The sequence below is a fragment of the Streptomyces solicamelliae genome, assembly GCF_045348655.1.
Lineage (GTDB): Bacteria > Actinomycetota > Actinomycetes > Streptomycetales > Streptomycetaceae > Streptomyces > Streptomyces solicamelliae.
The window spans coordinates 2,802,654-2,826,203 of the sequence record NZ_CP160404.1 but is presented as its reverse complement, the minus strand read 5'-3'; the positions used below and the strand labels follow the sequence as shown (position 1 = coordinate 2,826,203).

The window sequence follows — 23,550 nt, the reverse complement described above, 5'->3', positions numbered from 1 at the left end:
AACTGCCCCGTAACCTGCTCCGACTACGCATACGCTGGCTGTATCACTACGGAGACCCCGGAGATTCAGGTGCAATTCCACGACTCGATGATCAGCCTCGTCGGCAATACCCCGCTGGTGAAGCTCAACAGCGTCACAGAGGGTATTTCGGCGACCGTCCTGGCCAAGGTCGAGTACTTCAACCCCGGCGGCTCGGTCAAGGACCGCATCGCCCTGCGCATGATCGAGGCGGCCGAGGCGAGCGGTGAGCTCAAGCCCGGCGGCACGATCGTCGAGCCCACGTCGGGCAACACCGGCGTCGGCCTCGCCATCGTGGCCCAGCAGAAGGGCTACAAGTGCATCTTCGTCTGCCCGGACAAGGTGTCCACGGACAAGATCAACGTGCTGCGCGCGTACGGCGCCGAGGTCGTGGTCTGCCCGACCGCCGTCGACCCCGAGCACCCGGACTCCTACTACAACGTCTCGGACCGCCTCGTCCGTGAGACCGAGGGCGCCTGGAAGCCGGACCAGTACTCCAACCCGAACAACCCGCGCTCCCACTACGAGACCACCGGTCCCGAGCTCTGGGAGCAGACGGACGGGAAGATCACCCACTTCGTCGCGGGCGTCGGCACCGGCGGCACCATCTCCGGCACCGGCAACTACCTCAAGGACGTCTCCGACGGCAGGGTCAAGGTCATCGGCGCCGACCCCGAGGGCTCCGTCTACTCCGGCGGCTCCGGCCGCCCGTACCTGGTCGAGGGCGTCGGCGAGGACTTCTGGCCCACCGCCTACGACCGGAACGTCGCCGACGGCATCGTCCCGGTGTCCGACAAGGACTCCTTCCAGATGACCCGCCGCCTCGCCAAGGAGGAGGGCCTGCTGGTCGGCGGCTCCTGCGGCATGGCGGTCGTGGCCGCCCTCGAGGTCGCCAAGGACCTCGGCCCGGACGACGTCGTGGTCGTGCTGCTGCCGGACTCCGGCCGCGGCTACCTGTCGAAGATCTTCAACGACGAGTGGATGGCCGACTACGGCTTCCTGGAGGACACCACCTCCGCCACCGTCGCCGACGTGCTGCGCCACAAGTCGGGCGGCCTGCCGTCCCTCGTGCACATGCACCCGGACGAGACCGTCGGCCAGGCCATCGAGGTGCTGCGCGAGTACGGCGTCTCGCAGATGCCGATCGTGAAGCCGGGCGCCGGCCACCCCGACGTGATGGCCGCCGAGGTCGTCGGCTCGGTCGTGGAGCGCGAGCTGCTCGACCACCTCTTCACCAAGAAGGCGTCCCTGGAGGACGCCCTGGAGCAGCACATGAGCGCGCCGCTGCCGCAGGTCGGCTCCGGCGAGCCGGTCGCCGACCTGATGTCCGTGCTCGGCGAGGCGGACGCGGCGATCGTGCTGGTCGAGGGTAAGCCCACCGGCGTCGTCAGCCGCCAGGACCTGCTGGCCTTCCTCGCCAAGGACGGCGCGAAGTAACGCAGCGTCACGTGACGGGCGGGTTGCTGCGGTTCGCGCAAACGGTACGGGCCGGACACGTACCCGCAGCACCTGCTTAACACGCGTCCGGCAGAGTCTTACTCGTCGGCGTCACGGACCACCGGAGCGGCTCCCGGACCTCCCTGCACGCCGCGGACGCGGAGACCGGCCCTGACCCGGGCCCGTGTCCCCCGCGGGGACCGCCGTCGTCCCGCCCCCCAGTGATGGGGGTGCGGCGGTCCCCGCGCAATCGGCTCTCCTCCTCGGTCCCCGAGGCTTCGACCCCCCAGGCATCCGCCTTGCCCGGCTGCATATCCTCATGCAGAGTTCTGGGTGAGTGAATAGTCGACGTGGGGACGAAGGGGGACGGCGCGGTATGAGCGACAGCCCGGCCGGACGGCTGCAGGCGCTCTTCGAGGGGCACCGGCTCACGCCGACGCAGCGGCGGATCGCGCACTGCATGGTGCGCCGCGCCGCCGACGTGCCCTTCCTCTCCAGCGTCGAGCTGGCCGAGCTGGCCGGCGTCAGCCAGCCCTCGGTGACCCGCTTCGCCGTCGCCCTCGGTTTCGACGGCTACCCGGCGCTCCGCCGCCACCTGCGCGAGGTCGCCCCGCCCGAGCAGCCGCGGGCCGCGGACGGGGGCAGCGAGCACAACGAGTACCAGCAGGCCGTGCTCGCGGAGATCGAGAACCTGCGGCACCTCGCCGGACTGCTCGCCGACCCCGCCCCCGTGGAGCGGGCCGGCCGGCTGCTCGCCGCCTCCCGGCCGCTGCCCGTGCTCGGACTGCGCGCCGCCTCCTCGCAGGCCCGCGGCTTCGCGTACTTCGCCGGCAAGGTCCACCCCGACGTCCGGCTGCTCGACGAGGGCGGCTCGATGCTCACCGACCGCATCGACGCGGCCGTACGCGCCGGGGCCACCGCGCTGCTGTGCTTCGCGCTGCCCCGCCACCCCCGGGAGGTCGTCGAGGCCCTGGAGTACGCCCGGGGCGCCGGACTGACCGTGGTGACGGTCGCCGAGTCGGCGTTCGCCCCGGTCGCCGCGCACAGCGACCTGCTGATCCCGGCCGCCGTCGGTACCGGCCTCGCCTTCGACACGGCCTGTGCGCCGATGCTGCTCGGCCGGGTGCTCCTGGAGGCGATGGCCGACGAACTCCCGGACGCCCAGGCCCGCCTGGAGCAGTTCGACGCGAAGGCGGCCGCGCGGGGTCTGTTCGTCGACTAGATCTCCGGTGGTTCTCCGGATCAGACGTCGAGCTCGGCCTCGATCTTCTTCAGCTGGTGCCGGGCCATCGCCAGGTTGGCCCGGGTCTTGTCCAGCGCCAGGTAGAGGAACAGGCCGTTCGTGTTGCGGGACTTGAGCAGCCGGATCAGGTGGTACTGGCCGCCGAGGGTGATCAGGATGTCTTCGATCTCGTCCTTGAGGCCCAGCATCTCCATCGCCCGCACCTTCGCGCGGACGACGTCCGTGTTGCCGGCCGCGGCCACGTTCAGGTCGAGGTCCTTCCCGCCGCCGATGATGCCGAGGGCCATGCCGCTGGTGTAGTCGACGAGGGCCGCGCCGACGGCGCCCTCGATCGCGGCGGCTTCCTTGAGGGAGGTCTCGGTGTTCGCCATGGTTCTTCCTTCTGTCGGTTGAATCGGTGTGGGTTGAATCGGTGTCGATCGGCTTGGTGTCGATGGGCTCGGTGTCGGTTCAGGTCTGGTCTCTGCGTTCCAGGGCGCCGTCCACCAGTTCGCCTATCCGCGCGCTGGACCGGCGGGCCTCCAGATGGAGCCGGCCCACGTTGATCCGGGGTTCGGCGAACAGCGTCAGGACGGCGGAGCCGCCCGCCGCGTACGTCGCCACATAGCCGTGCTCGCCGCGCACAAGAAGTTCGCGGAAGCCGCCCTGGCCGGTGGCGTCGGCCAGCCGCTGGCCGACGCCGAGGGCGGCCGCGGTCAGCGCGGCCACGCTCTCCGCCTCGCCGTCGACCGCGTCGTGGGCGAGGACGAGGCCGTCCGCGCTGGCGGCGAGCGCGCCGGTGAGCTGGGGGAGCCGCGCCCGCAGGCGTCTCAGTTCGCCGAGTACCTCGGCCTCTGCGGTCATCAGCAGTCTCCTCTCGGCGCGCAGGCGCAGGGCACGCCTCATCACAGACTTGCCTCCAGGGCGTCACGGAGTCGGCGCAGCAGGGCGATGTCGGGGTCGTCGGCGACCTCGCCCACCCAGGAGGGCAGCGGGGGCGGCGCGACGGGTACGGGGTCGAGCGGCGTGTCGACGAGCCCGGCGGCGGCGAGCCGCCGGACGTCGAGCAGGGTGTGGAAGGCCGGCCGGCCGAGCAGCCGGGCCAGGTCCGCGGGGGTGCGCACGCCGTCGGCGGCGGCGAGCAGGGCGCGCCGGCGCGGTCCCACGGTCCGTACGGACGCCCCGGTGCGCGGCCGTACGGGGGCGGTGTCGACGGCCGGGTACGGCCAGACGTCGTCGAGCAGTTCGCGGCGGCGCTCGGTCTCGCGCTCCACGGCCGCGGCGGACACCGGCCGCACCTGGCCGAACCAGTGCGCCACCCCGTACCGGAAGCGGGTCGGCCCGCTCGCCGGGGCGAGGGCGAAGAACGCGGCGTCGAAGACCGCGCCGAGGTGACAGATCTCCAGCTCCCCGCCGCCGAGCCGGCCGCTGTCGACCAGGAACCGGCCGACCTCGTGGCGGGCCCCGGCCCGGTCCACGGCCTCGTCCCAGCCCTCCCGGGGCAGCCGGCCGCCGGCCGTGAGCAGCACGTCCAGACCGGGTGCGGCGGGGCTCTCGGCGTGCACGACACGGCCGTCGACGAGGTACAGCGTGCCGTGGTCGCGTAAGAGCGCGCCGGTGGCCTTCTCGGCGGCGAGCCGGACGAGCATCGGGGAGACGGTCATCCGAGGACCAGCCGTTCCGCGAGATCGCGCAGCCGGATCCTGGCCAGGGCGAGGTTGCCCTCGGTACGGTCCAGCCACAGATGCAGGAAGACGCTGCTGTCGAAGGCGGTCTCGACGAAGCGGAGTACGTGGTAGCCGGTGCGGGTGGTGACGATCAGGTCCTCGACGGGCGGGCCCTTGGCCGCGTCGCCCGCCTCGCCGGTGCCGGGGTCCCCCGGGCCGGCGCCCAGGGACTCGTACTCCGCGGCCGCGCGGGCGAGTTCGGCGGTCTCGGCCGCGGTCGTCTCGTGGTCGCCGACCGGCGACTCGCCGGCCGTGCCCAGCGCGAGCCCGCTGGTCCAGTCGACCAGGGAGGCCCCGCGCGCACCCGGCAAGGCCATGGCCTCGAGCAGGCACTCGTCGATTCCGGGCACGCTGGTTCCCCTCCCGACACGGCGTGCGAATGAACGGCAGTGACGGTGACGTTACTCAACGTGCCGTCCCGTGACGGGAGTTCTGGCATTTTCCATCGGAACATGCCATGGGGTGGTTGGATGGTGCCGGGAGATGTCCGTCCATGATCGGACGGTGTGTCAGCCGCGTTGTTCGACGGCCGCGGCCACCTCGTCCAGGTCCTTCGCGAGTGCCCGGCTCACCGCCTTCACGCCGAGCGCGCCGGTCGCCTTCGCCAGCAGGCCCATCAGCCCGCCGGCCGTGGGCGTGGCGGTGAACCGCATCACCACCGTGGTCCAGGTGGCCGCCGCGTCGCCCTTCAGCAGCTCGAACTCGGACTCGTAGTGCATGCCGTGCGAGTCGGCGACCGTCACGTACCGCTCCGGCGGCACGCACTCGGTCACCGTCATCACCTCGGTGGCCTCCTTGCCCAGCATCCGCCGGGTCTCCCGCCAGCGGGTGCCCACGTCGAAGCCGCCCTCGGTCAGCACCTCGACCCGCTCCACCCCGCTGAGCACCCGCGGCATCTCGGGGAGGTCGGTGATCGCCTCCCAGACCCGGCCCTGGGGTGCCTGGATGCGCCGCTCGACGACGACGGTTCTGCTCGCAGCCATGGCTCCATGGAAGCACCGGCCGCGCCGCGCGGCGCGTCGTCGGCGGCCGGTCAGCGCACGAGTGCGTCCGGATCCGCGCCGCCCGACTCGGCCACCAGCTCCGCCAGGGTCTGCGCGCGGCGGACCGGCGCGAACCGGATGCCCTCGGCCGTGCGGGTGAATCCGTGCACGGCCGGCCGGGGCAGGCTGTTGTAGCCGTAGTGGCTGGAGAAGCAGTACGCCCCGGTGTCCAGGACCGCCACCACGTCGCCCTGCGCGAGGCGCGGCAGCGGCCGGGCCGCGGCCAGCAGGTCGCCCGCGAAGCAGGCGGGCCCGGCCACGTCCTGGACGACGTCGGGCCCGGTGCGCGGCCGGCCCCCGGCGTCGTACGCGGCGAGCCGCAGCGGGTAGGTCTCGGGGGCGTACACCGTGCGGGTGGCCAGCTGGACGCCCGCGTGGGTGACGGCCACCGGGCGCCCGCCGGAGGTCTTGGCGTACTCGACGCGGGTCAGGACCGTGCCGTGCCGGGCGAGCAGCGAGCGGCCGTACTCGGTGACCAGGGCGTAGCGCCCGCCGAACAGCCCGGGGACGCGCTCGGCGAGCAGCCGGGCGTACTCCGTGTGGGTGGGGGTGTCCTCGTCGGAGGCGAAGTTCACCGGCAGGCCGCCGCCGATGTCGAGGGTGTCGACCTGGGTCCGGCCGGCCTTGGCGTTGATCTCCTCGGCGAGCACGTACAGCTCCGCGACGCCCTCGGCCATCAGGCCGAGCGGCACGCCCTGCGAACCGCTGTGGACGTGCAGCCGGGTCAGCCACGGCCGGTCGAGGAAGGCCCGGACGACCTCCTCGCGGGCTCCGGGGTCGCGCAGCGCGACGCCGAACTTCGAGGTCGGGACGGCGGTGGAGAGCGCGCCGATGGAGCCCGCGCCGAGCTGCGGGTTGACCCGCAGGCCGATGGGCGGGGCGGGGGCCACGCCGGTGACCAGGGCGTCGAGCCGGGTGAGCTCCTGCAGGTTGTCGGCGTTGAGGGCGATGCCCAGGTCCAGCGCCTCGCGCAGTTCGCCGGCGGTCTTGGCGGGGGAGTCGAGGACGGTACGGGAGGCGGGGATGCCGGCCGCGCGGGCCAGGGCCAGCTCGCCGGGGCTCGCGACCTCGGCGCCGAGTCCCGCGTCGTGCAGGAGGCGCAGCACGGGGACGAGCGGGCAGGCCTTGACGGCGAAGGCGTGCAGGAAGCGGACGTCCGGGGCGACGGCGGCGAAGGCGGCCCGCAGGGCGGCGGCGGAGGCCCGCACGCCGTCGGTGTCGAGCAGCGCGACGACGGGCTCGTCGGCGGTCAGCAGTCCCTGGTCGACGGCGGCGCGGACGGCCGGATCGAGGCGTGAGGAAGGCATGGGTCCAGTCCACCACCGGGCGGCTCGCCGCCGCAGGTGTTGACTACATTTATTCATCAGGTCAAGATGTGAATATCTGGTTCACATTCAAGGAGGCTCACGCCATGTCAGGACCCCGCCCCGTACGTGCCCCGCGCGGCAGCGAGCTCAGCGCCCTGGGATGGCAGCAGGAAGCCGCGCTGCGGATGCTGCAGAACAACCTCGACCCCGAGGTCGCCGAGCACCCCGACAAGCTCGTCGTCTACGGCGGCACCGGCAAGGCGGCCCGCGACTGGCGCTCCTTCGACGCCATGGTCCGCACCCTGAAGACCCTGAAGCAGGACGAGACGATGCTCGTCCAGTCCGGCCGCCCGGTCGGCGTCATGCAGACCCACGAGTGGGCCCCGCGCGTCCTCATCGCCAACTCCAACCTCGTCGGCGACTGGGCCAACTGGGAGGAGTTCCGCCGCCTGGAGCAGCTCGGCCTGACCATGTACGGCCAGATGACCGCCGGCTCCTGGATCTACATCGGCACCCAGGGCATCCTCCAGGGCACCTACGAGACCTTCGCCGCCGTCGCCGCGAAGAAGTTCGACGGCACCCTCGCCGGCACGATCACGCTCACCGCCGGGCTCGGCGGCATGGGCGGCGCCCAGCCGCTCGCCGTCACCATGAACGACGGCGTCGCCATCTGCATCGACTGCGACCCGCGCGCCATCGAGCGCCGCATCGAGCACCGCTACCTCGACGTCAGGGCCGACAGCCTCGACCACGCGCTGCAGCTCGCCACCGAGGCCCGCGACCAGCGCAAGCCGCTGTCCATCGGCGTCCTCGGCAACGCCGCCGAGCTCGTCCCGCAGCTCCTCGCCATGGGCGCGCCGATCGACATCGTCACGGACCAGACCTCCGCCCACGACCCGCTGTCCTACCTGCCGCTCGGCGTGGCCTTCGAGGACATGGCCGACGCCGCCGCCAAGGACCCGGCCGGCTTCACCACCCGCTCCCGCGAGGCGATGGCCAAGCACGTCGAGGCCATGGTCGGCTTCATGGACGCCGGCGCCGAGGTCTTCGACTACGGCAACTCCATCCGCGGCGAGGCCCAGCTGGCCGGCTACGACCGCGCGTTCGCCTTCCCCGGCTTCGTCCCGGCGTACATCCGCCCGCTGTTCTGCGAGGGCAAGGGCCCGTTCCGCTGGGCCGCGCTGTCCGGCGAGGCGTCCGACATCCACAAGACGGACAAGGCGATCCTCGACCTCTTCCCGGAGAACGAGTCCCTGCACCGCTGGATCAAGATGGCCGGCGAGCGCGTCCACTTCCAGGGCCTGCCGGCCCGCATCTGCTGGCTCGGCCAGGGCGAGCGCGACAAGGCGGGCGCCATGTTCAACGACATGGTCGCCGACGGCACCCTCGCCGCGCCGCTCGCCATCGGCCGCGACCACCTCGACTGCGGTTCGGTCGCCTCCCCGTACCGCGAGACCGAGGCCATGCTCGACGGCTCCGACGCGATCGCCGACTGGCCGCTGCTCAACGCCATGGTCAACGTCGCCTCCGGCGCGTCCTGGGTCTCCATCCACCACGGCGGCGGCGTCGGCATGGGCCGCTCCATCCACGCCGGCCAGGTCTCGGTCGCCGACGGCACCGAGCTCGCAGGCGAGAAAATCCGCCGCGTGCTCACCAACGACCCGGGCATGGGCGTCATCCGCCACGTCGACGCCGGCTACGACATCGCCGAGCGCGTGGCCGACGAGAAGGGCGTCCGCGTCCCGATGCGCGAGGGCTCTGACGACGAGGCCACCGCGTGAGCGACACCTTCCACGCCATGTGGCGGTCGCTGCGGCCCATCGGCCGCAGCGCCGCCTCGGGCGGCTACCGCCGCTACGCCTGGACCGAGGCCGACGCCGACTGCCGGCTCTGGTTCCGCATGCAGGCCGAGGCGCGCCGGCTGAACTACGAGGTCGACCGGAACGGCAACCAGTGGGCCTGGCTCGGCGATCCCGCCGCGGGCGACGCCGTCGTCACCGGCTCCCACCTGGACTCCGTACCGGACGGCGGCGCCTTCGACGGCCCGCTGGGCGTCGTGTCGTCCTTCGCCGCGCTCGACGAACTCCGCTCGCGGGGCGTCCAGTTCACCCGCCCGCTCGCCATCGTGAACTTCGGCGACGAGGAGGGCGCCCGCTTCGGCCTCGCCTGCGTCGGCTCCCGGCTCACGTCGGGCCAGCTGACGAAGGACGCGGCCTACGAGCTGCGCGACGCGGACGGGATCTCACTGCCGCAGGCCATGGAGGCCGCCGGCTACGACCCGGAGGCGATCGGTCCGGACCGCGAACGGCTCGACCGCATCGGCGCGTTCGTCGAGCTCCACGTCGAGCAGGGCCGGGCGCTCGACCTGTCCGGCGACGCCGTCGGCGTCGCCTCCGCGATCTGGCCGCACGGCCGCTGGCGCTACGACTTCCACGGCGAGGCCAACCACGCGGGCACCACCCGGCTCGTGGACCGGCGCGACCCCATGCTGTCGTACGCCGAGACGGTCCTCGCGGCCCGCCGCGAGGCGGAACTCGCGGGCGCCGTCGCGACGTTCGGCAAGATCTCCGTCGAGCCGAACGGCGTCAACGCGATCCCGTCCCTGATCCGCGGCTGGCTCGACGCCCGCGCGGCCGACCAAGGCGCCCTGGACACGGTGATCGCCGGGATCGAGAAGGCGGCGCGGGAGACGGCGGCGCGGCACGGCATCGACCTGAGCGTCGTCCGCGAGTCCTTCACCCCGGTGGTGGAGTTCGAGCACGCCCTGCGGGACGAGCTGGTCCGGCTGCTCGGCGAGAAGGCGGACCGCAAGCCCCCGGTGCTCGGCACGGGGGCGGGACACGACGCGGGCATCCTGTCGGCGTCGGTCCCGACCGCCATGCTGTTCGTACGCAACCCCACGGGCGTCTCGCACTCCCCGGCCGAGTTCTCGGCCGAGGACGACTGCGTGGCGGGGGTCGTCGCACTCGCCGACGTACTGGAGGGCCTGGCGTGCCGCTGACCACGATGTACTGGCTGGAGCACGCCTGGCTCGGCGACGTGGCCGAGCCGGGGGTGGTGCTGGAGGTCGGGGCGGACCGCATCACGGCGGTCCGCCGCTCCGAGACGCCCCCTCCCGGGGCCGTCGTCCTGCGCGGCTTCACGATCCCCGGCCTGGCGAACGCCCACTCGCACGCGTTCCACCGGGCGCTGCGCGGCACCGTGCAGGTCGGCAGCGGGACATTCTGGACGTGGCGCGAGGTCATGTACGGCGTCGCGTCCCGGCTGACGCCGGAGTCGTACCACGCGCTGGCGCGCGCCGTGTACGCCGAGATGGCGCTGGCGGGTGTCACGGCCGTGGGCGAGTTCCACTACGTGCACCACGCGCCGGACGGCCGGCCCTACGCCGACCCCAACGCGATGGGCGAGGCCCTGATCGCGGCGGCGGCCGACGCCGGCATCCGCATCACGCTGCTCGACACGGCGTACCTGTCGTCCGGCTTCGGGGCGGCGCCCGAACCGCACCAGGTCCGCTTCTCGGACGGGACCGCGGACGCGTGGGCGGACCGGGTGTCCCGCCTGAAGGAGCGGGACGGCGTACGGCTCGGGGCGGCGATCCACTCCGTACGGGCCGTCCCGGCGGCGCAGCTCGCGACGGTCGCCGAGTGGGCGCGGGAGCGCGAGGCGCCGCTGCACGTGCACCTGTCGGAGCAGACCGCCGAGAACGAGGCGTGCCTGGCGGCGCACGGCTGCACGCCGTCCCAGCTGCTCGCCGAGCACGGGGTGCTCGGGGCGCGTACGACGGGCGTCCACAACACGCACCTGACGGACGGCGACATCACGCTGCTCGGGTCCTCCGGAACGGGCACCTGCATGTGCCCGACGACGGAACGGGACCTGGCGGACGGGATCGGCCCGGCGGTCGCCCTGCAGGCGGCGGGTTCGCCGCTGTCGCTGGGCAGCGACAGCCACGCCGTGATCGACCTCCTCGAGGAGGCGCGCGCCATGGAGCTCGACGAGCGCCTCCGCTCGCGCACCCGCGGCCACTGGACGGCCGCGTCGCTGCTGCGCGCCGCGACGGAGACCGGCCACGCGGCTCTCGGCTGGTCAGACGCGGGCCGCCTGGAAGCGGGCGCGCTCGCCGACTTCACGACGGTGCGCCTCGACTCCGTCCGCACGGTCGGCGCGGAGCCGCGCCTCGCGGCGGAGACGGCGGTCTTCGCGGCGACGGCGGCGGACGTCACGGACGTCGTGGTGGGGGGCCGGGTGATCGTCCGCGACGGCGGGCACGCCCTGGTCCCGGACGCCGCGACCGCCCTGTCCGAGGCGATCACGGCACTGCGCGGCTGAGCGCGCCCGAGCGCATGACGGGGGCGGGCGACCGCCCCCGTCCACCGACCTACCGAGAGGGAACATGACCACCACGCTCGTCACCAACATCGGACGGCTCGTCACCAACGACCCCGCCCTCGACGCCGGCCCCCTCGGCCTCGTCGAACAGGCCGCGTTCGTCGTGGAGGACGAGCGGGTCGTGTGGGTCGGGGCCGCCACGCACGCGCCCGCCGCCGACCACCGCGTCGACGCCGGCGGCCGCGCCGTCGTCCCCGGCTTCGTCGACTCCCACTCGCATCTGCTGTTCGCCGGCGACCGCACCGCCGAGTTCAACGCCCGCATGTCCGGGCAGCCCTACGCCGCCGGCGGCATCCGTACGACGGTGGCGGCGACGCGCGCCGCCTCCGACGCGGACCTCGAAGCGAACCTCACCCGGTACCTCACCGAGGCCCTCCGCCAGGGCACCACCACCTTCGAGACCAAGTCCGGCTACGGCCTCACCACCCTCGACGAGGCCCGCGCGCTGCGCATCGCCGCCGCGTACACCGACGAGGTCACCTACCTCGGCGCGCACATCGTGTCCCCCGACTACGCCGACGACCCGGCCGCGTACGTGGAACTGGTGACGGGCGAGATGCTCGACGCCTGCGCCCCGCACGCCCGCTGGGTCGACGTGTTCTGCGAGAAGGGCGCCTTCGACGGCGACCAGGCCCGCGCGATCCTCACCGCCGGCAAGGCGAAGGGTCTGCACCCGCGCGTGCACGCCAACCAGCTCTCGTACGGGCCCGGCGTCCAGCTCGCCGTCGAACTCGACGCGGCGAGCGCCGACCACTGCACGCACCTGACGGACGCGGACGTGGACGCGCTGGCCTCCGGCCACACGGTCGCCACGCTGCTGCCGGGCGCGGAGTTCTCCACCCGGGCCGAATGGCCGGACGCCCGCCGCCTGTTGGACGCCGGCGTCACGGTGGCGCTGTCGACGGACTGCAACCCCGGCTCGTCCTTCACCTCCTCGGTGCCCTTCTGCATCGCGCTCGCCGTCCGCGACATGCGGATGACCCCGGACGAGGCCCTCTGGTCCGCCACCGCCGGCGGCGCGGCGGCCCTGCGCCGTACCGACATCGGCCGGCTCGCCCCGGGCGCGTACGCGGACTTCGCCGTCCTCGACGCCCCGTCCCACGTCCACCTCGCCTACCGCCCGGGCGTCCCGCTCGTGACGGAGGTCTGGCGGAGGGGCGTGCGCGCGGTCTGAGCGTGAGGAGGTCCGGGCGGGTGCAAGGCCGGGGCGCACGGAGGTCCGGGCGGGTGGAAGGCCGGGGCGCACGGAGGTCCGGGCGCGTGGTCGAATCGACCGCATGACCAGCCTCACCGACCGCGCCCGCGGCCTCTGGCCCGACGAGAAGCGCCCCGGGAACCCGGACTCCCGCACCGCCTCCGCGCTGTCCGCGTTTCTGGAGCAGCTGACCTTCGCGAGCGCCGACGACATCGTCGCCATGCTCGACGACCAGTCGCCCCACCTCGTCGACGGCCAGCTGCCGGTCTGGACGCGCAACCTCGCCTACCGGCTCGCGTGCCTGCAGCGCCCGGACGACCCGGAGCTGCTGCGGGCCGCGGGCCAGAGCCTGTATCTGCACGGCCCGGACTGGGACGAGATCGCGCTGGAACTGCAGGCGCGGGCCGATCGACTGGACGGCGGGAAAGTCCCGTCCGAGTGATCGGTCCGCCGCCTACGATCAAGGGCATGGCGATCATCCACCGCACCACCCTGACCCCCACCAAGCTGGAACTCCTCGCCGAGTGGCTGCCGACCCGGCCCTGGTACGAGGCCACCGGCCGCGCGCCCGAGCCGGTGAAGGCGGGCGGCTTCCGCCTCGACGACCCGGAGGGCGAGGTGGGCATCGAGTTCATGGTGGTCACCGACGCCTCGGCGGCGGAGCCCGTCGCGTACTTCGTCCCCATGACGTACCGCGGCGCGCCGTTCGAAGGTGCCGCGGAGGACGCGCTGATCGGCACGTCGGAGCACGGCGTCCTCGGCAAGCGCTGGATCTACGACGGTGTCCACGACCCGGTCCTCGCGGACCGGCTCCTCGCCCTCCTCCGCGGCGAGGCGCAGCCGCAGGCACAGAGCGAGACGGACACCCCGGACCCCACGGTCCACCGGGCGGGCGGGCCGCTGCCCGCGGAGACGACCTTCGCGGCCCTGACGGTCTCCCGCCGCCTGACCCCGTCCCCGGCCCCGTACGAGGAGACGGCCGCCGCGCACGTCACCGCGCCGTGGCGGCTCGCGGACGGCACCGAGGTCCGCGGGACCGTGGTCACGGCGGGCTGACCGCAGCGGGCACGATCCACCACCTGTGGCGGGACCTCAGACGTGGAGCTCCGGCGGGAAACCCGTCCAGCGGAGTTCCGTGGGGAGGTGGCCGGTGTCGTTGAAGAGGAGGATCGACGGGGGCCGGCCGGGGGCGTAGCGGATGACGGTCAGGGCGGCGTTGGCGTGGTTGATGCCCATCCAGCGCCAGTTCGGGGCGTCGAGGGCGGCGCGGACGAGCCAGCCGACGAGGAAGTTGTGCGTGACGAGGAGCTCGTGGCGCGGCTCGTCCCCCGCGACGGGTCCGGTGAACCGCGCGACCGCCTCGGCCGCGAGCGCGGGCCCCTGCTCGCGCGCCTCGGCGGGGAACCCGCCCAGGAACCCGAGCATGGCATCGGCCGTCTCCGGCGGCAGCTCTTCCCGGGCCGGCAGGTACGGGATGTAGTCCCCGGCCGCGTCGGAGACCCGCAGGGGCACGCCGTCGAGCTGGTCGCCGACGAGCCGCGCGGTCTGCTCGGCGCGGGCGAGCGGCCCGTGATGGACGGCGGCCAGCGGCACCCCGCGCAGCCGCTCCCCGAGCAGCGCCGCCTGCCGCCGCCCCGCGTCGGTCAGCTCGCTCTCGTCCGCCGAAGCCTCGCCGTGGCGGGTGAGATAGAGGTAGCGGGCGGCGGTGCCGGTCATACGCGGGTCCCCCTGGAAGTCGATCTTGCGGTCGTCAGGAGGGACGCCGCCCCTTACGGAACGGTTCCTCAGAGGGTCCGGAGGGCCAGCACCATCGTGTCCGAGCCGCCGTTGCGGCCGGCGCGGGTGAAGCCGAGCGAGGTGTAGAGGCGCGCCGCGGGGTTGCCGTCCTCGACGCTGAGGCTGAGACAGGTGGCCGGGCCCTGCGCGGCCGCCCGGATCAGCGCCTCCATGAGGGCCCGCCCGTGCCCGCGGCCGCGGTGTCCGGGCAGGACGCCGAGGGTCAGCTCCGGGACGTCCGGGGCGACGAAGCCGTACCCGGGCTCGTCCGCGGTCAGGTATCGCGCCCAGGCGGCGCCGACCGGCTCGCCCGCGTCGGTCTCCGCCACGACCCCGAAGTCGCCTTCGCGGGGCCAGCCGACGAGGTACCGCGCGGCGTACGGGTCGGCAGCAAGCTGCCCGGCGCTGAACCGCTGCTCACCGCTCCAGTTGTACGCCTCCAGCAGCACGCGCCAGAGCAGGTCGGCGTCACGGGCGACAGCGGGGCGGACGGGCATCTACCGGCTTCCTTCGCGCGTGGTCGGGAGACCGGCCGTCAACTCGGCCACCAGCGCGGCCGCTTCGATGGCGTCTGCCGCTTCCGTCGCTGTCAGGTAGGGGTCCGCCGCACGGCGTGTGAGAGCGGCGGGGAGGTAGGGGAGGACGGGGGTTTCGAGGCGGATGAGGAGAGCCGCCAGGGCCCTCCTGGCCGCGGCCGCCAGAGGGAGTGCGGAGACCGCGGGTTCCGCCAGGAGGATCGCCGACATCGCGCAGTCCAGCCCCGCCGGGCCCTCCTCGGCGGTGACCCAGTCGATGACCATCGGGCCGTCCGGGGTGAGCATCACGTTTCCCGGGTGCAGGTCCAGGTGGACGACCGGAGTCGTGGCGTGCAGGCGGTTCAGGAGGTCGGCCGACAACTCGCCCGCCGCCTCTGGCGCGACCTTGCCCCCGAGCGCCGCGTCGAGCAGCGACTCGCCCCTCAGGCGCTGCAGTACCAGGTCCCGGCCCTCGGCACGAAGGACCCGCGGGACGGGGTAGCCGCAGGCCGCGACCCGCCGCATCGTCGCGGCCTCGCGTTCCGCGTCGCCGCCGTTGCGGTGGCGCCGCAGCGCCCAGTCCTCGTCCAGCGCGTGGACGTCCGCCGTTCGTCCCGTGCCCAGAAGCAGCATGGCGGCGAGCGTACGTCCGTCCCCGGAAGGACGTACGACCGCACGCCATGGGCCGCCGGGCTACTTCCGCGCGCAGCCGGGGCAGTCGTCCACGTCGGTGGCGCGGAAAGCCAGGTGGCAGTCCTCGCAGTACTGCATGGGCAGTGGCAGGGCCGGTCCTGGCGGTGCGGGCGGCAGCTCGGGCGGCAGCCACTCCCGCAGCCGGAACGCCAGCAGCCGCCCTGGCCAGCGGATCGTCCCGGGTGGCAGCCCGCCGGCCAGGGTCCGCGTCACGGCCTGCGGCGCGACGCCTCGCTCCAGCCAGGTCTGCACGGCCGGTGCGAGCCGTCGTACGTCGTTCTCGGACAGCAGCAGCCGGGGCTCGGTCTGTCGCAGTCCGGCGAGGAGCGGGGCAGCGGGCTGTAACTCCGTGGTGAGGGCGGATACTTCGGGCTCCGGCGGCGATGTCGAGGTGGGCGACTGCCGCCGGGGCGTCGGCCGGGTGCGCTTGACCGGGTCGACCGGGTGCGGATGCTCGTACCAGGTCGTCAACGTGTGGAGCTGGGCCGACCAGCCCCGCACGACCTGCCGCTTCAAGTACCCGGCCGTCTCCAGCTCCCGCAACGCCCCGGCGATCCGGCTCGCGCCCTCGCGGAAGCGGGCGGTCAGCACCTTGATGCCGACGAGAGCGCCGTCGGGCAGGGACTGGATGTACACGCCGAGGCCGATCGCGGTGGCGGAAAGCTCGGGATGTTGTGCGAGGTGGTTCCCCACGACGGTGAACTTCTCGTCGTGACGGTGCCGTACGTGCGTCACACCCGCGCGGGAGGGCGCGGCGGCGCTAAACTTCGTCGCAGTCATAGGGAAGGTTCTGCTTCCTGAATGATCAGGCCCTCGACCGGGATGCCAGTCCCGCCGGGGGCCGAAATCTTTTATGGGCACTACAAGTTGGCGGCACCGTATCCCGCCGACCGGTGGATCTGCCAACAATGTCACCCGAAAGCGTGAGCTGTCGGGTTTGGGCGGAAGCGGTTCTTGATCTCGTCCTTTTCCCGGGATCTCCCGGATCGCCGGGCTGCGCGGCACCGGGCTCCGGAATCGCGGATCCGGACGCTTCCGGCGGGGTCAGCGCAACGCCTCGATCGCCTTGAGCACCAACGCCCGCGCCTCGGCGCCGTACACGGCCATGCCGCGTAGCTCCTCGAACGCCTTGAGGTACAGGGCGATTTCGGAGGGTTGGGTGACGTTCACCTCTGCGGACATCAGCTCGACGGACACGAGGATGTCGTCGTGTACGTCGAACGTCTCCTGAGGCCACAGGGTCCGCTCGCGGGTCGACATCGGGATGATGCCGAACGACACCTGCGGCAGCGCGCCGGCCGTCAGCAGGTAGCCCAACTGTGCGGCCATCGCCTCCGCGTTGCCGAGCTGATAGTTGAGCACGGCTTCCTCGACGACCATCACGAAGCGGTGGCCCGGTTCGTGGATGACCTGGGCGCGTTGCACGCGCGCCGTCGCGGCGTCGGCCGCGTCGTCGGGCACGCCGAGGAGACGTGCGTTCATGCTCAGCAACGCTTGGGCGTAACCCTCGGTCTGCAGGAGGCCGGGCACCAGGACTGGGGAGTACACGCGCAGCACGTTCGTCGACCTGTACAGCTCGGTGTAGTCGTCCTGCAGTTTGGCCAGGCCCGTGCGCACGCGTTGTCGCCACTCCCGGTAGAGGGACTCCGCGTGTTGGGACGCCGCGATGAGATCCGCAGCCTGGTCGGTGGCATGGGTGGCACGGCACCACAGGCGGATGTCGGTGGGCGACGGCATGGTGCGCGCGTTCTCGACGCGGGACGTCCTGGCGTGGTGCCACCCACACGCGCGAGCCAGCTCAGTGACCGTCAACCCGGCGCTCCTCCGCAGGTCACGCAGCTGGCGCGCGACGTTCTCGCGCGCTGCCTGGGCCGAGGACGACGGGGATATGGGCATGAGCTGACCGGCGGGCTTTCTGTCAGTGGATGTCGTACTGGTCGTGTGGGATCGCGCGATTCCAGATCGCTTCGAAGGCATCCGAGCACTGCTTGACGATGCTCGGCTCCGTGCGCAACTCCATGTCCGGATCAGCCCAGTTGCCGTCACCGGTGAAGTGGTTGAACAGTACCTGCGCCCCGTCGAAGATCCACAGGTCGGCGCCCGGGACCATCAGATCGACGGCCTGGTGGCGGGACAACCACCGAACCTGTTCGCCTGCGGCGACGTTGACGACGGTGCCGGCATGCTCGTAGCGGATGTAGTCGGTGACCGGTTCGGACACGATGCGGGCCCGGCGCACGACGACGCCGCGGGCGACAGCGCGGGAGATCATGTCGACCCACGGGGCCCAGTACTCCGACGAGGGATCGGCGTCCCGCCGGCCGGTGGACAGCCAGCTGTCGAAGTCGTCGGCCTCGTCGCCCACGGCGTACTGGTCGCGCATCTCCAGGTGTACGGCGGAGTGCTGCGCGGCCTCGAACAATTCGTCAAAGCCGGGCACGTTCTGCGGCATCGCAGGCCTCCCTCAGGACGGGGATCAGCCGGGAGGGGGCGCGCACCACCGTCTCGTGGTCGGGGATGCCCTGTGCGTGCCCGGGAGCGGTGTTGGCCGCGCATGCGGCCCGCGTGGCCTCGTCTGCCGTGTAGCTCTGGATCACGATGTCCGCCGTCTCGGGGTCCACCCACGCCGTGGGTGAGCCGTTCTTCCCGGTGTCCGGATCGATCCCGATGAACTGTAGGTCCATGGCTGCCTTCCACACGTGAGGGTGGTGCGCTGATGTGCACCAAGTTCTTGCCTGAGGGCAGGCTCCCGCAGGGACGAGTACACGACCTTCGCGCCGATCGGCGAGACGTGCCCCGAGTGCGACAAGCCGATCGGGGCGCTCGAGATCTGCCGCCGAGGCACGGTGGAGCGCCCCTCCGGCCCGCCCGCCGTCGTCTACCGGCACAGCGCGTGCGCCCGGCCGTACCGGCGGGAGGCGGGCCAGGGCCGGCGGGGCGGGTCCGCGTGACGAGACCGACGGAGTGGCCGTCCTGTCCCGTTGGTCTCTGGATCACCAGGAATTTCCCTGCTCAACACCCCTTCGCCGATCAGGAACGGAAAGCGCAAGTAACCCTGTCCCGGAGGGATTTGGACCGGTACCGTCCTGTAGCGGCAAAGCTCTGGGGGGATGACCGGGGGGTCGAGAGTTGAGCGGTGTGCGCATGCGTGTCGTCCGGCCGGGGGAGCTGGGCGATCGGGAGATCGAGGCGTGGCGGGAACTGCGCGCCAAGTCCGGACAGCCGGCCAATCCGTTCATGGAGCCCGAGTTCGCGCGGGCGGTCGGCGAGGTCCGGCCGCGGGCGCGGGTCGCCGTGGTGCTGGAGGGGGCCGAGCCCGTCGGGTTCTTTCCGTACGAGAAGGGGCTGCTGGGGCAGGGGCGGGCCATCGGACTCGGGGTGTCCGACTGCCAGGGCGTCGTGCTGCGGCCCGGGCTCACCACCAGCCCGCGGCGGCTGCTGCGGGACTGCGGGCTGGTGTCCTACGAGTTCGACAATCTGGAGGGTGGGCAGGGGCTGTTTCCGCTGGCCACCCTCGATTCCTTCGCGTCGCCCGTCATCGACGTCGGGGACGGTTACGCGGCCTACGAGGCCGAACTGCGCCGGCAGTCGCCCAAGTTTCTGAAGACCACCCTCGCCAAGGAGCGGAAGCTCGGGCGGCAGGCCGGTGACGCGCGGTTCGTCTTCGACGAGCGGGATCCCGCCGTGCTGCGCACGCTCATGGAGTGGAAGTCCGCACAGTACCGGCGCACGGGGCGGCGCGACCGGTTCGCCAAGGAGTGGATCAGTACGCTCGTCCGGCGGCTGCACCGGCTGCGCTCGCCCGGGTGCTCCGGCACCCTCTCCGTGCTCTACGCCGGCCCGCTCCCCGTCGCCGCGCACTTCGGGCTGCGGTCCGCCTCCGTGCTGTCCTGCTGGTTCCCCGCCTACGACCCGGAGTACGCCAAGTACTCGCCGGGGCTCATCCTGCATCTGCGGATGGCCGAGGCCGCCGCCGACGCGGGGATCGGAATGCTCGACCTGGGGCGCGGGGCCGCCGAGTACAAGGACGCGCTGAAGACCGGCGAGCTCACCGTGTACGAGGGCTCCGCCGTCCGGCCCGGCGTGCGCGCCGGGCTGTACTGGCTCTCCCGCGAGCCGTCCCGCCGCGCCCACGCCTTCGTCCGCAGCCGGCCCGGGCTCGCCGCCCACGGCCGCGAGGCCCTCAACCGGCTCGCCCGCGCCCGCGGTCACCGCTGACGTCCGTACGACGACCGTTCTCTGGGGGGAACAGTGACCCGTACCCGTACGACCGGCATGCCCGCGCCCGCCGTCTCCGTCGTCCAGCTCGATCTCGACTCCCTCCGCGGTGACGTGCTCTCCCTCGCTCCCGTCCCCGGCGGTCCGCCGCCCGTCGTTCCCGGTGACGTCTTCGCCTTGGTACGACTCCGGGGTCGTCCCGTCGGCACCCTGATCGCGCGGCTGCGCGAGGGCGACGAGGCCGCCGTCGTGCTGGCCTCCCTCGCGCGCGAGCGGATCACGCCCGCTCCCGAGCCCCCGCCGCCCGCCGGACCCCCTCCCCGGACCACCGTCGTCGTCGCCACCCGCGAGCGAGCCGGTCAACTCGCCCGCGCGCTGGACTCGTTGCTCGATCAGGACCATCCCGACCATCGCGTCGTCGTGGTCGACAACGCGCCTCGGACGCGGGCCACTCAGGAGCTCGTCACGCAGGTGTACGCCGGTCGCGTCTCCTACGTCCGCGAGGACCGACCCGGGCTCGCCCTCGCGCACAACACCGGGCTCGCCGCTGCCGACGGCAGCGTCGTGGCCTTCACCGACGACGACGTCATCGCCGACCCGGGCTGGCTGACCGCCCTGACCGCCCCCTTCGCCGCCGACCCGCGGCTCGGCTGCTCGACCGGGCTGATCCTGCCCGCCCGTCTCCGCACTCCGGCCCAGGTCCTGCTGGAGTCCCACGGCGGCTTCGCCAAGGGCTTCGCGCCGCGCACGTACGACCCGGACCGGCCGCCCGCCGACGAGCCGCTGTTCCCGTTCACCGCCGGCAGCTTCGGCTCCGGCGCGAACATGGCCTTCCGCACCGCAGCCCTGAGGGCGGCCGGCGGCTTCGACCCGGCCACCGGCACCGGCACCGCGGCGAAGGGCGGCGACGACCTGTACGCCTTCGTCGCCGTGCTCACGGCCGGGTACCGGCTGCGCTACACCCCGGACGCCCTCGTCTGGCACCACCACCGCGAGACCTGGCAGGACCTGCGGAACCAGGCGTACGGCTACGGCGCCGGCCTCACCGCGTACCTCACCGCCACCCTCGTCCGCCGCCCCGCCCTGCTCCCGGCGCTCCTCGCCCGGCTGCCCCGCGGGCTCGCCCACGCCCGCGCCATGACCGCCCACCGCGGCCCGACCGAGGAGGCCGTGCCCGGGGAGCACGGCGTGCACGCCCACCCCTGGCCACGCAGCCTGTCCCGGCTGGAACGGCGCGGGATGCTGTACGGGCCGCTGGGGTACGCCAAGGCCCGGCTCGCACTCAAGCGTGGGGGTCCGAGATGAGCGCGCCCCTCCACGCCCGCATCCCCGTCCTGCTCTACCACGCCGTCACGGACGACCCGCCCGACTGGATCGCCGAGTTCACCGTCACGCCCAAGGAGTTCGCCGCCCAGCTCGACGCGATCGTCGACAGCGGCCGCACCCCGATCCGTATCGGCACCCTCGTCGACTGTCTTGCCGGCCGTGTCCCGCTGCCGCCGCGTCCGGTCGTCCTCACCTTCGACGACGGCTTCGCCGACCTGCCCGGCCCCACCGCCGAGGCGCTCGCCGCCCGCGACCTGCCCGCGACGGCCTATCTGACCACCGGGGCGATCACCCCCGGCCGGGCCAGTCTGCTGCCGCCCGCGCCGATGATGGCGCTCGGCCAGGCCCCGCTCCTGGAGCAGTACGGGATGGAGGTCGGCGGCCACACCGTCACCCATCCGCAGCTGGACACGCTGTCGGCCGCCGCCGTCCGCCGCGAACTGCGCGAGTCCAAAGCCGCGTTGGAGGACGAGCTCGGACACGAGGTGCTGCATCTCGCCTACCCGCACGGCTACAACAGCCGCGCCGTGCGCCGGGCCGCGCTCGCCGCCGGGTACCGCTCGGCGGTCGCGGTGCGGCACGCGCTCAGCTCGGAGCGGGACGAGGCGTACCGCATCGCCCGGCTCATCGTCCGCCGCACGCACACCGTCGCCGACGTGACGGCGTGGATGGCGGGCCAGGGCGCGAAGGCCGCGCCGTACCCGGACTCGCTGCCGACCGTCGGCTGGCGGCTGTACCGACGGGCCCGGGCCGCGCTCCGCGGACCCGAGTTCGCCGGATAGGAGGGGGAGACGACGTGCAGCGATCCGCACCGGGACCCGCGCCCACGGCCGTGGCGGAGGGCGGTGACGACGTCGGCCGGACGGCACCCGTCCGGCCCGATGCCGGCCGCCCCCGCCGCCCCTCCGCCCACACCCTCCTCAGCGCTCTCCTGCTCCTCGCCGCCGCCGCCCTCTGGGTGTACGCGCTGCCCCGCATCCCCTTCCGGGAGATCGGCGACTACGGGCTGCTCGACCGCTTCCCGCCCTCGTACTACGCCGCACTCGCCCTCCTGACCTGCGGGTTCCTGGTCACCCTGCGGCGCGTCGGCACCGCGCCGCTGTGGCCCGCGGCGTACACGGTGGCGATGCTCGTCGCGCTCAAGGCGCCGCCCGCGGTGCTGTACGACTCCGTGCGCTACGCCTGGGCCTCCAAGCACGACGCCGTGATCAGCCGGCTGCTCGCCGAGGGCACCGTCCATCCGCACGCCGAACTGTCCGGCGGGATGTCCGCGTACGACCAGTGGCCCGGGTTCTTCGCCCTCGACGCCGCCCTGGTGCGGGCCTTCGGCGTCGAGTCCGCGGCCTCGTTCGTCAACTGGGCGCCGATCGTGCTCGGCGTGCTCACGCTGCCCGTGCTGCTGCTGATCTACCGCACCTTCACCGACGACTGGCGGCTCGTCTGGACCGCCGTGTGGATCTTCCAGCTGGCGAACTGGGTCGGCCAGGACTACCTCTCGCCGCAGGGCTTCGCGTACCTGCTGTTCCTGACGGTCTTCGCGGTCGTCGTCCGGCACTTCGTCCGGCCCGGCTCGGCCGGGCGGCTGCGCGACCGGACGCAGCTCGACCCGGCCGCCGCGTCGGTGCCGCCGCCGACCACCGTGCGGCAGCGGGCCGTCTGCGTGCTGACCGTCGTCCCGCTGATCGCCACGATCAACGCCTCGCACCAGCTCACCCCGGTGATGCTGTGCGCCACGCTGTTCGCGCTCTGCCTCACCCGCCGCTACCGCAACATCGGGCTGCTCGTCGTCACCGGACTGATCATGCTGGCGTGGGACCTGACGATGGGGCGGGTGCTGTTCCTCGACACCCTCGCCACGCTCAAGGACTCGGCCGGCGACCTGCTGTCCAACTCCCGCGCCGGGTACGCGGGCGAGCCCACCGGCCCCGGACCGGAGCTGGTCGGCACGGCGAACATCCTGATGGTGCTGGCCCTGGCCGCGCTCGCCGGGACGGCCGTGCTGCTGCGCCGCTGGCTCGTGCGCAGCGCGCTGCCGCTGCTGCTGGCCGCGGCCGCGCCCGTGCCGATGTTCGCCGTGAACGACTACGGCGGCGAAATGCTCTTCCGCGTCTACCTGTTCGGGCTGCCGGGCACCGCGTTCTTCGCCGCCGCCGCGCTCGTCCCGGCCGCCGGGGCCCGCGGCCGGGCGGCGCGGCTCGGGCGGCGGGCCGCCGCGGTCGCCCTCCCGGTGGCGCTGCTCGCCCTGCTGGCCGGGTTCCTGCCCTCGTACTACGGCAAGGAGGGCATGCACTACGCGCCGCCCGCGGAGGTCGCGCTGGCCGAGCGGGCCTACGAGCGGGCGCCGGACGGGGCGCTGATCCTCGCCACGACCGGGTCGTTTCCCGGCGCGTACCACCGCTACGACCACTACGAGCGCTGGTTCTTCACCGAGCAGGAGGTGCCGGAGAACCTGAAGATGCTCCGGGACCCCGCGGGGTACCTCGCGGCCGGCATCCCCGAGGGCCGCCCCGCGTACGTGATCCTCACGCCCACGCAGGAGAAGGCGGTCATCGGCGAGGGCTATCTGCCGCCCGGCGGCTTCGCGAAGCTCCGCGCGGACCTGAAGCGCTCCCCGCTGTTCCGGGTCGTGGAGGAGAACGAGCACGGCCTCGTCCTCGCCTACCGCCCGACCACGCCCCAGTAGC

At 73.1% G+C, this 23,550-nt stretch carries 25 protein-coding genes; 12 read left to right on the top strand and 13 right to left on the bottom strand.

Translation table 11 applies throughout. The features are described 5' to 3' along the window. Positions 1 to 69: 69 nt before the first annotated feature. Both ABZO31_RS12980 and ABZO31_RS12975 read left to right on the top strand, forming a co-directional pair. Positions 70 to 1,455: a cystathionine beta-synthase gene (locus ABZO31_RS12980; RefSeq protein ID WP_406861313.1), complete on the top strand. Its 1,386-nt coding sequence runs from the start codon at positions 70 to 72 to the stop codon at positions 1,453 to 1,455. Between the two features lie 376 nt (positions 1,456 to 1,831). Continuing rightward, positions 1,832 to 2,677 carry a MurR/RpiR family transcriptional regulator gene (locus ABZO31_RS12975; RefSeq protein ID WP_406861312.1) on the top strand — a complete coding sequence of 282 codons (846 nt, stop codon included), beginning with the start codon at positions 1,832 to 1,834 and terminating at the stop codon, positions 2,675 to 2,677. A 20-nt stretch (positions 2,678 to 2,697) separates the two neighbouring features. Here ABZO31_RS12975 and ABZO31_RS12970 read toward each other — a convergent pair whose 3' ends face one another. The 6 genes from ABZO31_RS12970 to ABZO31_RS12945 all read right to left on the bottom strand — a co-directional run bounded on the left by ABZO31_RS12970 (position 2,698) and on the right by ABZO31_RS12945 (position 6,754). Continuing rightward, positions 2,698 to 3,069: a hypothetical protein gene (locus ABZO31_RS12970; RefSeq protein ID WP_406861311.1), complete on the bottom strand. Its 372-nt coding sequence runs from the start codon at positions 3,067 to 3,069 to the stop codon at positions 2,698 to 2,700. Between the two features lie 79 nt (positions 3,070 to 3,148). Then, positions 3,149 to 3,541 (bottom strand): roadblock/LC7 domain-containing protein, encoded by a 393-nt coding sequence (locus tag ABZO31_RS12965; RefSeq protein ID WP_406861310.1) that lies wholly within the window; start codon positions 3,539 to 3,541, stop codon positions 3,149 to 3,151. A 41-nt stretch (positions 3,542 to 3,582) separates the two neighbouring features. Continuing rightward, entirely contained in the window at positions 3,583 to 4,341 is a 759-nt protein-coding gene (locus ABZO31_RS12960) for a transcriptional regulator (protein ID WP_406861309.1), read from the bottom strand. Further along, positions 4,338 to 4,754 carry a hypothetical protein gene (locus ABZO31_RS12955; RefSeq protein ID WP_406861308.1) on the bottom strand — a complete coding sequence of 139 codons (417 nt, stop codon included), beginning with the start codon at positions 4,752 to 4,754 and terminating at the stop codon, positions 4,338 to 4,340. Before ABZO31_RS12955 ends, ABZO31_RS12960 begins: the two co-directional genes overlap by 4 nt. Positions 4,755 to 4,913: 159 nt before the next feature. Beyond that, positions 4,914 to 5,387 carry an SRPBCC family protein gene (locus tag ABZO31_RS12950; RefSeq protein ID WP_406861307.1) on the bottom strand — a complete coding sequence of 158 codons (474 nt, stop codon included), beginning with the start codon at positions 5,385 to 5,387 and terminating at the stop codon, positions 4,914 to 4,916. A gap of 50 nt (positions 5,388 to 5,437) precedes the next feature. Beyond that, positions 5,438 to 6,754, bottom strand: coding sequence for a diaminopimelate decarboxylase (locus tag ABZO31_RS12945; protein ID WP_406861306.1), 1,317 nt, complete (start codon positions 6,752 to 6,754; stop codon positions 5,438 to 5,440). Positions 6,755 to 6,858: 104 nt separating this feature from the next. Here ABZO31_RS12945 and hutU point away from each other — a divergent pair, with 104 nt between their 5' ends. The 6 genes from hutU (at position 6,859) to ABZO31_RS12915 (ending at position 13,394) form a co-directional block, all read left to right on the top strand. Beyond that, positions 6,859 to 8,535: a urocanate hydratase gene (gene hutU, locus ABZO31_RS12940; protein WP_406861305.1), complete on the top strand. Its 1,677-nt coding sequence runs from the start codon at positions 6,859 to 6,861 to the stop codon at positions 8,533 to 8,535. A gap of 17 nt (positions 8,536 to 8,552) precedes the next feature. Continuing rightward, entirely contained in the window at positions 8,553 to 9,755 is a 1,203-nt protein-coding gene (locus ABZO31_RS12935) for an allantoate amidohydrolase (RefSeq protein WP_406865340.1), read from the top strand. A gap of 5 nt (positions 9,756 to 9,760) precedes the next feature. Beyond that, positions 9,761 to 11,083: a formimidoylglutamate deiminase gene (locus tag ABZO31_RS12930; RefSeq protein ID WP_406865339.1), complete on the top strand. Its 1,323-nt coding sequence runs from the start codon at positions 9,761 to 9,763 to the stop codon at positions 11,081 to 11,083. A gap of 64 nt (positions 11,084 to 11,147) precedes the next feature. After that, a complete protein-coding gene (hutI, locus tag ABZO31_RS12925) occupies positions 11,148 to 12,317 on the top strand; it encodes an imidazolonepropionase (protein WP_406861304.1) in 1,170 nt (389 codons plus the stop codon). A 103-nt stretch (positions 12,318 to 12,420) separates the two neighbouring features. Then, entirely contained in the window at positions 12,421 to 12,780 is a 360-nt protein-coding gene (locus tag ABZO31_RS12920; protein WP_406861303.1) for a hypothetical protein, read from the top strand. A gap of 26 nt (positions 12,781 to 12,806) precedes the next feature. After that, a complete protein-coding gene (locus ABZO31_RS12915; protein ID WP_406861302.1) occupies positions 12,807 to 13,394 on the top strand; it encodes a maltokinase N-terminal cap-like domain-containing protein in 588 nt (195 codons plus the stop codon). A gap of 36 nt (positions 13,395 to 13,430) precedes the next feature. On the opposite strand, the gene ABZO31_RS12910 is transcribed toward ABZO31_RS12915, so the two are convergent. From ABZO31_RS12910 to ABZO31_RS12880, 7 genes are all read right to left on the bottom strand, one after another. Beyond that, the gene (locus ABZO31_RS12910) at positions 13,431 to 14,054 is read right to left on the bottom strand and encodes a histidine phosphatase family protein (RefSeq protein WP_406861301.1); all 624 of its coding nucleotides are present in this window, start codon (positions 14,052 to 14,054) and stop codon (positions 13,431 to 13,433) included. 68 nt (positions 14,055 to 14,122) lie between these two features. After that, a complete protein-coding gene (locus ABZO31_RS12905; RefSeq protein ID WP_406861300.1) occupies positions 14,123 to 14,611 on the bottom strand; it encodes a GNAT family N-acetyltransferase in 489 nt (162 codons plus the stop codon). Continuing rightward, a complete protein-coding gene (locus ABZO31_RS12900) occupies positions 14,612 to 15,262 on the bottom strand; it encodes a phosphotransferase (protein ID WP_406861299.1) in 651 nt (216 codons plus the stop codon). 60 nt (positions 15,263 to 15,322) lie between these two features. Beyond that, positions 15,323 to 16,102, bottom strand: a complete 780-nt coding sequence (locus ABZO31_RS12895) for a helix-turn-helix domain-containing protein (RefSeq protein ID WP_406861298.1) — start codon at positions 16,100 to 16,102, stop codon at positions 15,323 to 15,325. A gap of 264 nt (positions 16,103 to 16,366) precedes the next feature. Continuing rightward, positions 16,367 to 17,218, bottom strand: coding sequence for a helix-turn-helix domain-containing protein (locus ABZO31_RS12890; RefSeq protein ID WP_406861297.1), 852 nt, complete (start codon positions 17,216 to 17,218; stop codon positions 16,367 to 16,369). Between the two features lie 22 nt (positions 17,219 to 17,240). After that, positions 17,241 to 17,774 carry a DUF6879 family protein gene (locus ABZO31_RS12885; RefSeq protein ID WP_406861296.1) on the bottom strand — a complete coding sequence of 178 codons (534 nt, stop codon included), beginning with the start codon at positions 17,772 to 17,774 and terminating at the stop codon, positions 17,241 to 17,243. Continuing rightward, complete coding sequence (locus ABZO31_RS12880) at positions 17,749 to 18,006, bottom strand: hypothetical protein (RefSeq protein WP_406861295.1); 258 nt, start codon at positions 18,004 to 18,006, stop codon at positions 17,749 to 17,751. The genes ABZO31_RS12885 and ABZO31_RS12880 overlap by 26 nt, the downstream gene beginning before the upstream one ends. A gap of 460 nt (positions 18,007 to 18,466) precedes the next feature. Between ABZO31_RS12880 and ABZO31_RS12875 the strand changes: the two genes are divergently transcribed. From ABZO31_RS12875 to ABZO31_RS12860, 4 genes are read left to right on the top strand one after another with little or no spacing between them, the layout of a single operon-like run. Then, a complete protein-coding gene (locus ABZO31_RS12875; RefSeq protein WP_406861294.1) occupies positions 18,467 to 19,540 on the top strand; it encodes a GNAT family N-acetyltransferase in 1,074 nt (357 codons plus the stop codon). Positions 19,541 to 19,597: 57 nt separating this feature from the next. Then, complete coding sequence (locus tag ABZO31_RS12870) at positions 19,598 to 20,845, top strand: glycosyltransferase (protein ID WP_406865338.1); 1,248 nt, start codon at positions 19,598 to 19,600, stop codon at positions 20,843 to 20,845. Further along, positions 20,842 to 21,648 carry a polysaccharide deacetylase family protein gene (locus ABZO31_RS12865; RefSeq protein WP_406861293.1) on the top strand — a complete coding sequence of 269 codons (807 nt, stop codon included), beginning with the start codon at positions 20,842 to 20,844 and terminating at the stop codon, positions 21,646 to 21,648. Before ABZO31_RS12870 ends, ABZO31_RS12865 begins: the two co-directional genes overlap by 4 nt. A 14-nt stretch (positions 21,649 to 21,662) precedes the next feature. Continuing rightward, a complete protein-coding gene (locus ABZO31_RS12860) occupies positions 21,663 to 23,549 on the top strand; it encodes a hypothetical protein (protein WP_406861292.1) in 1,887 nt (628 codons plus the stop codon). Position 23,550 lies beyond the last annotated feature (1 nt).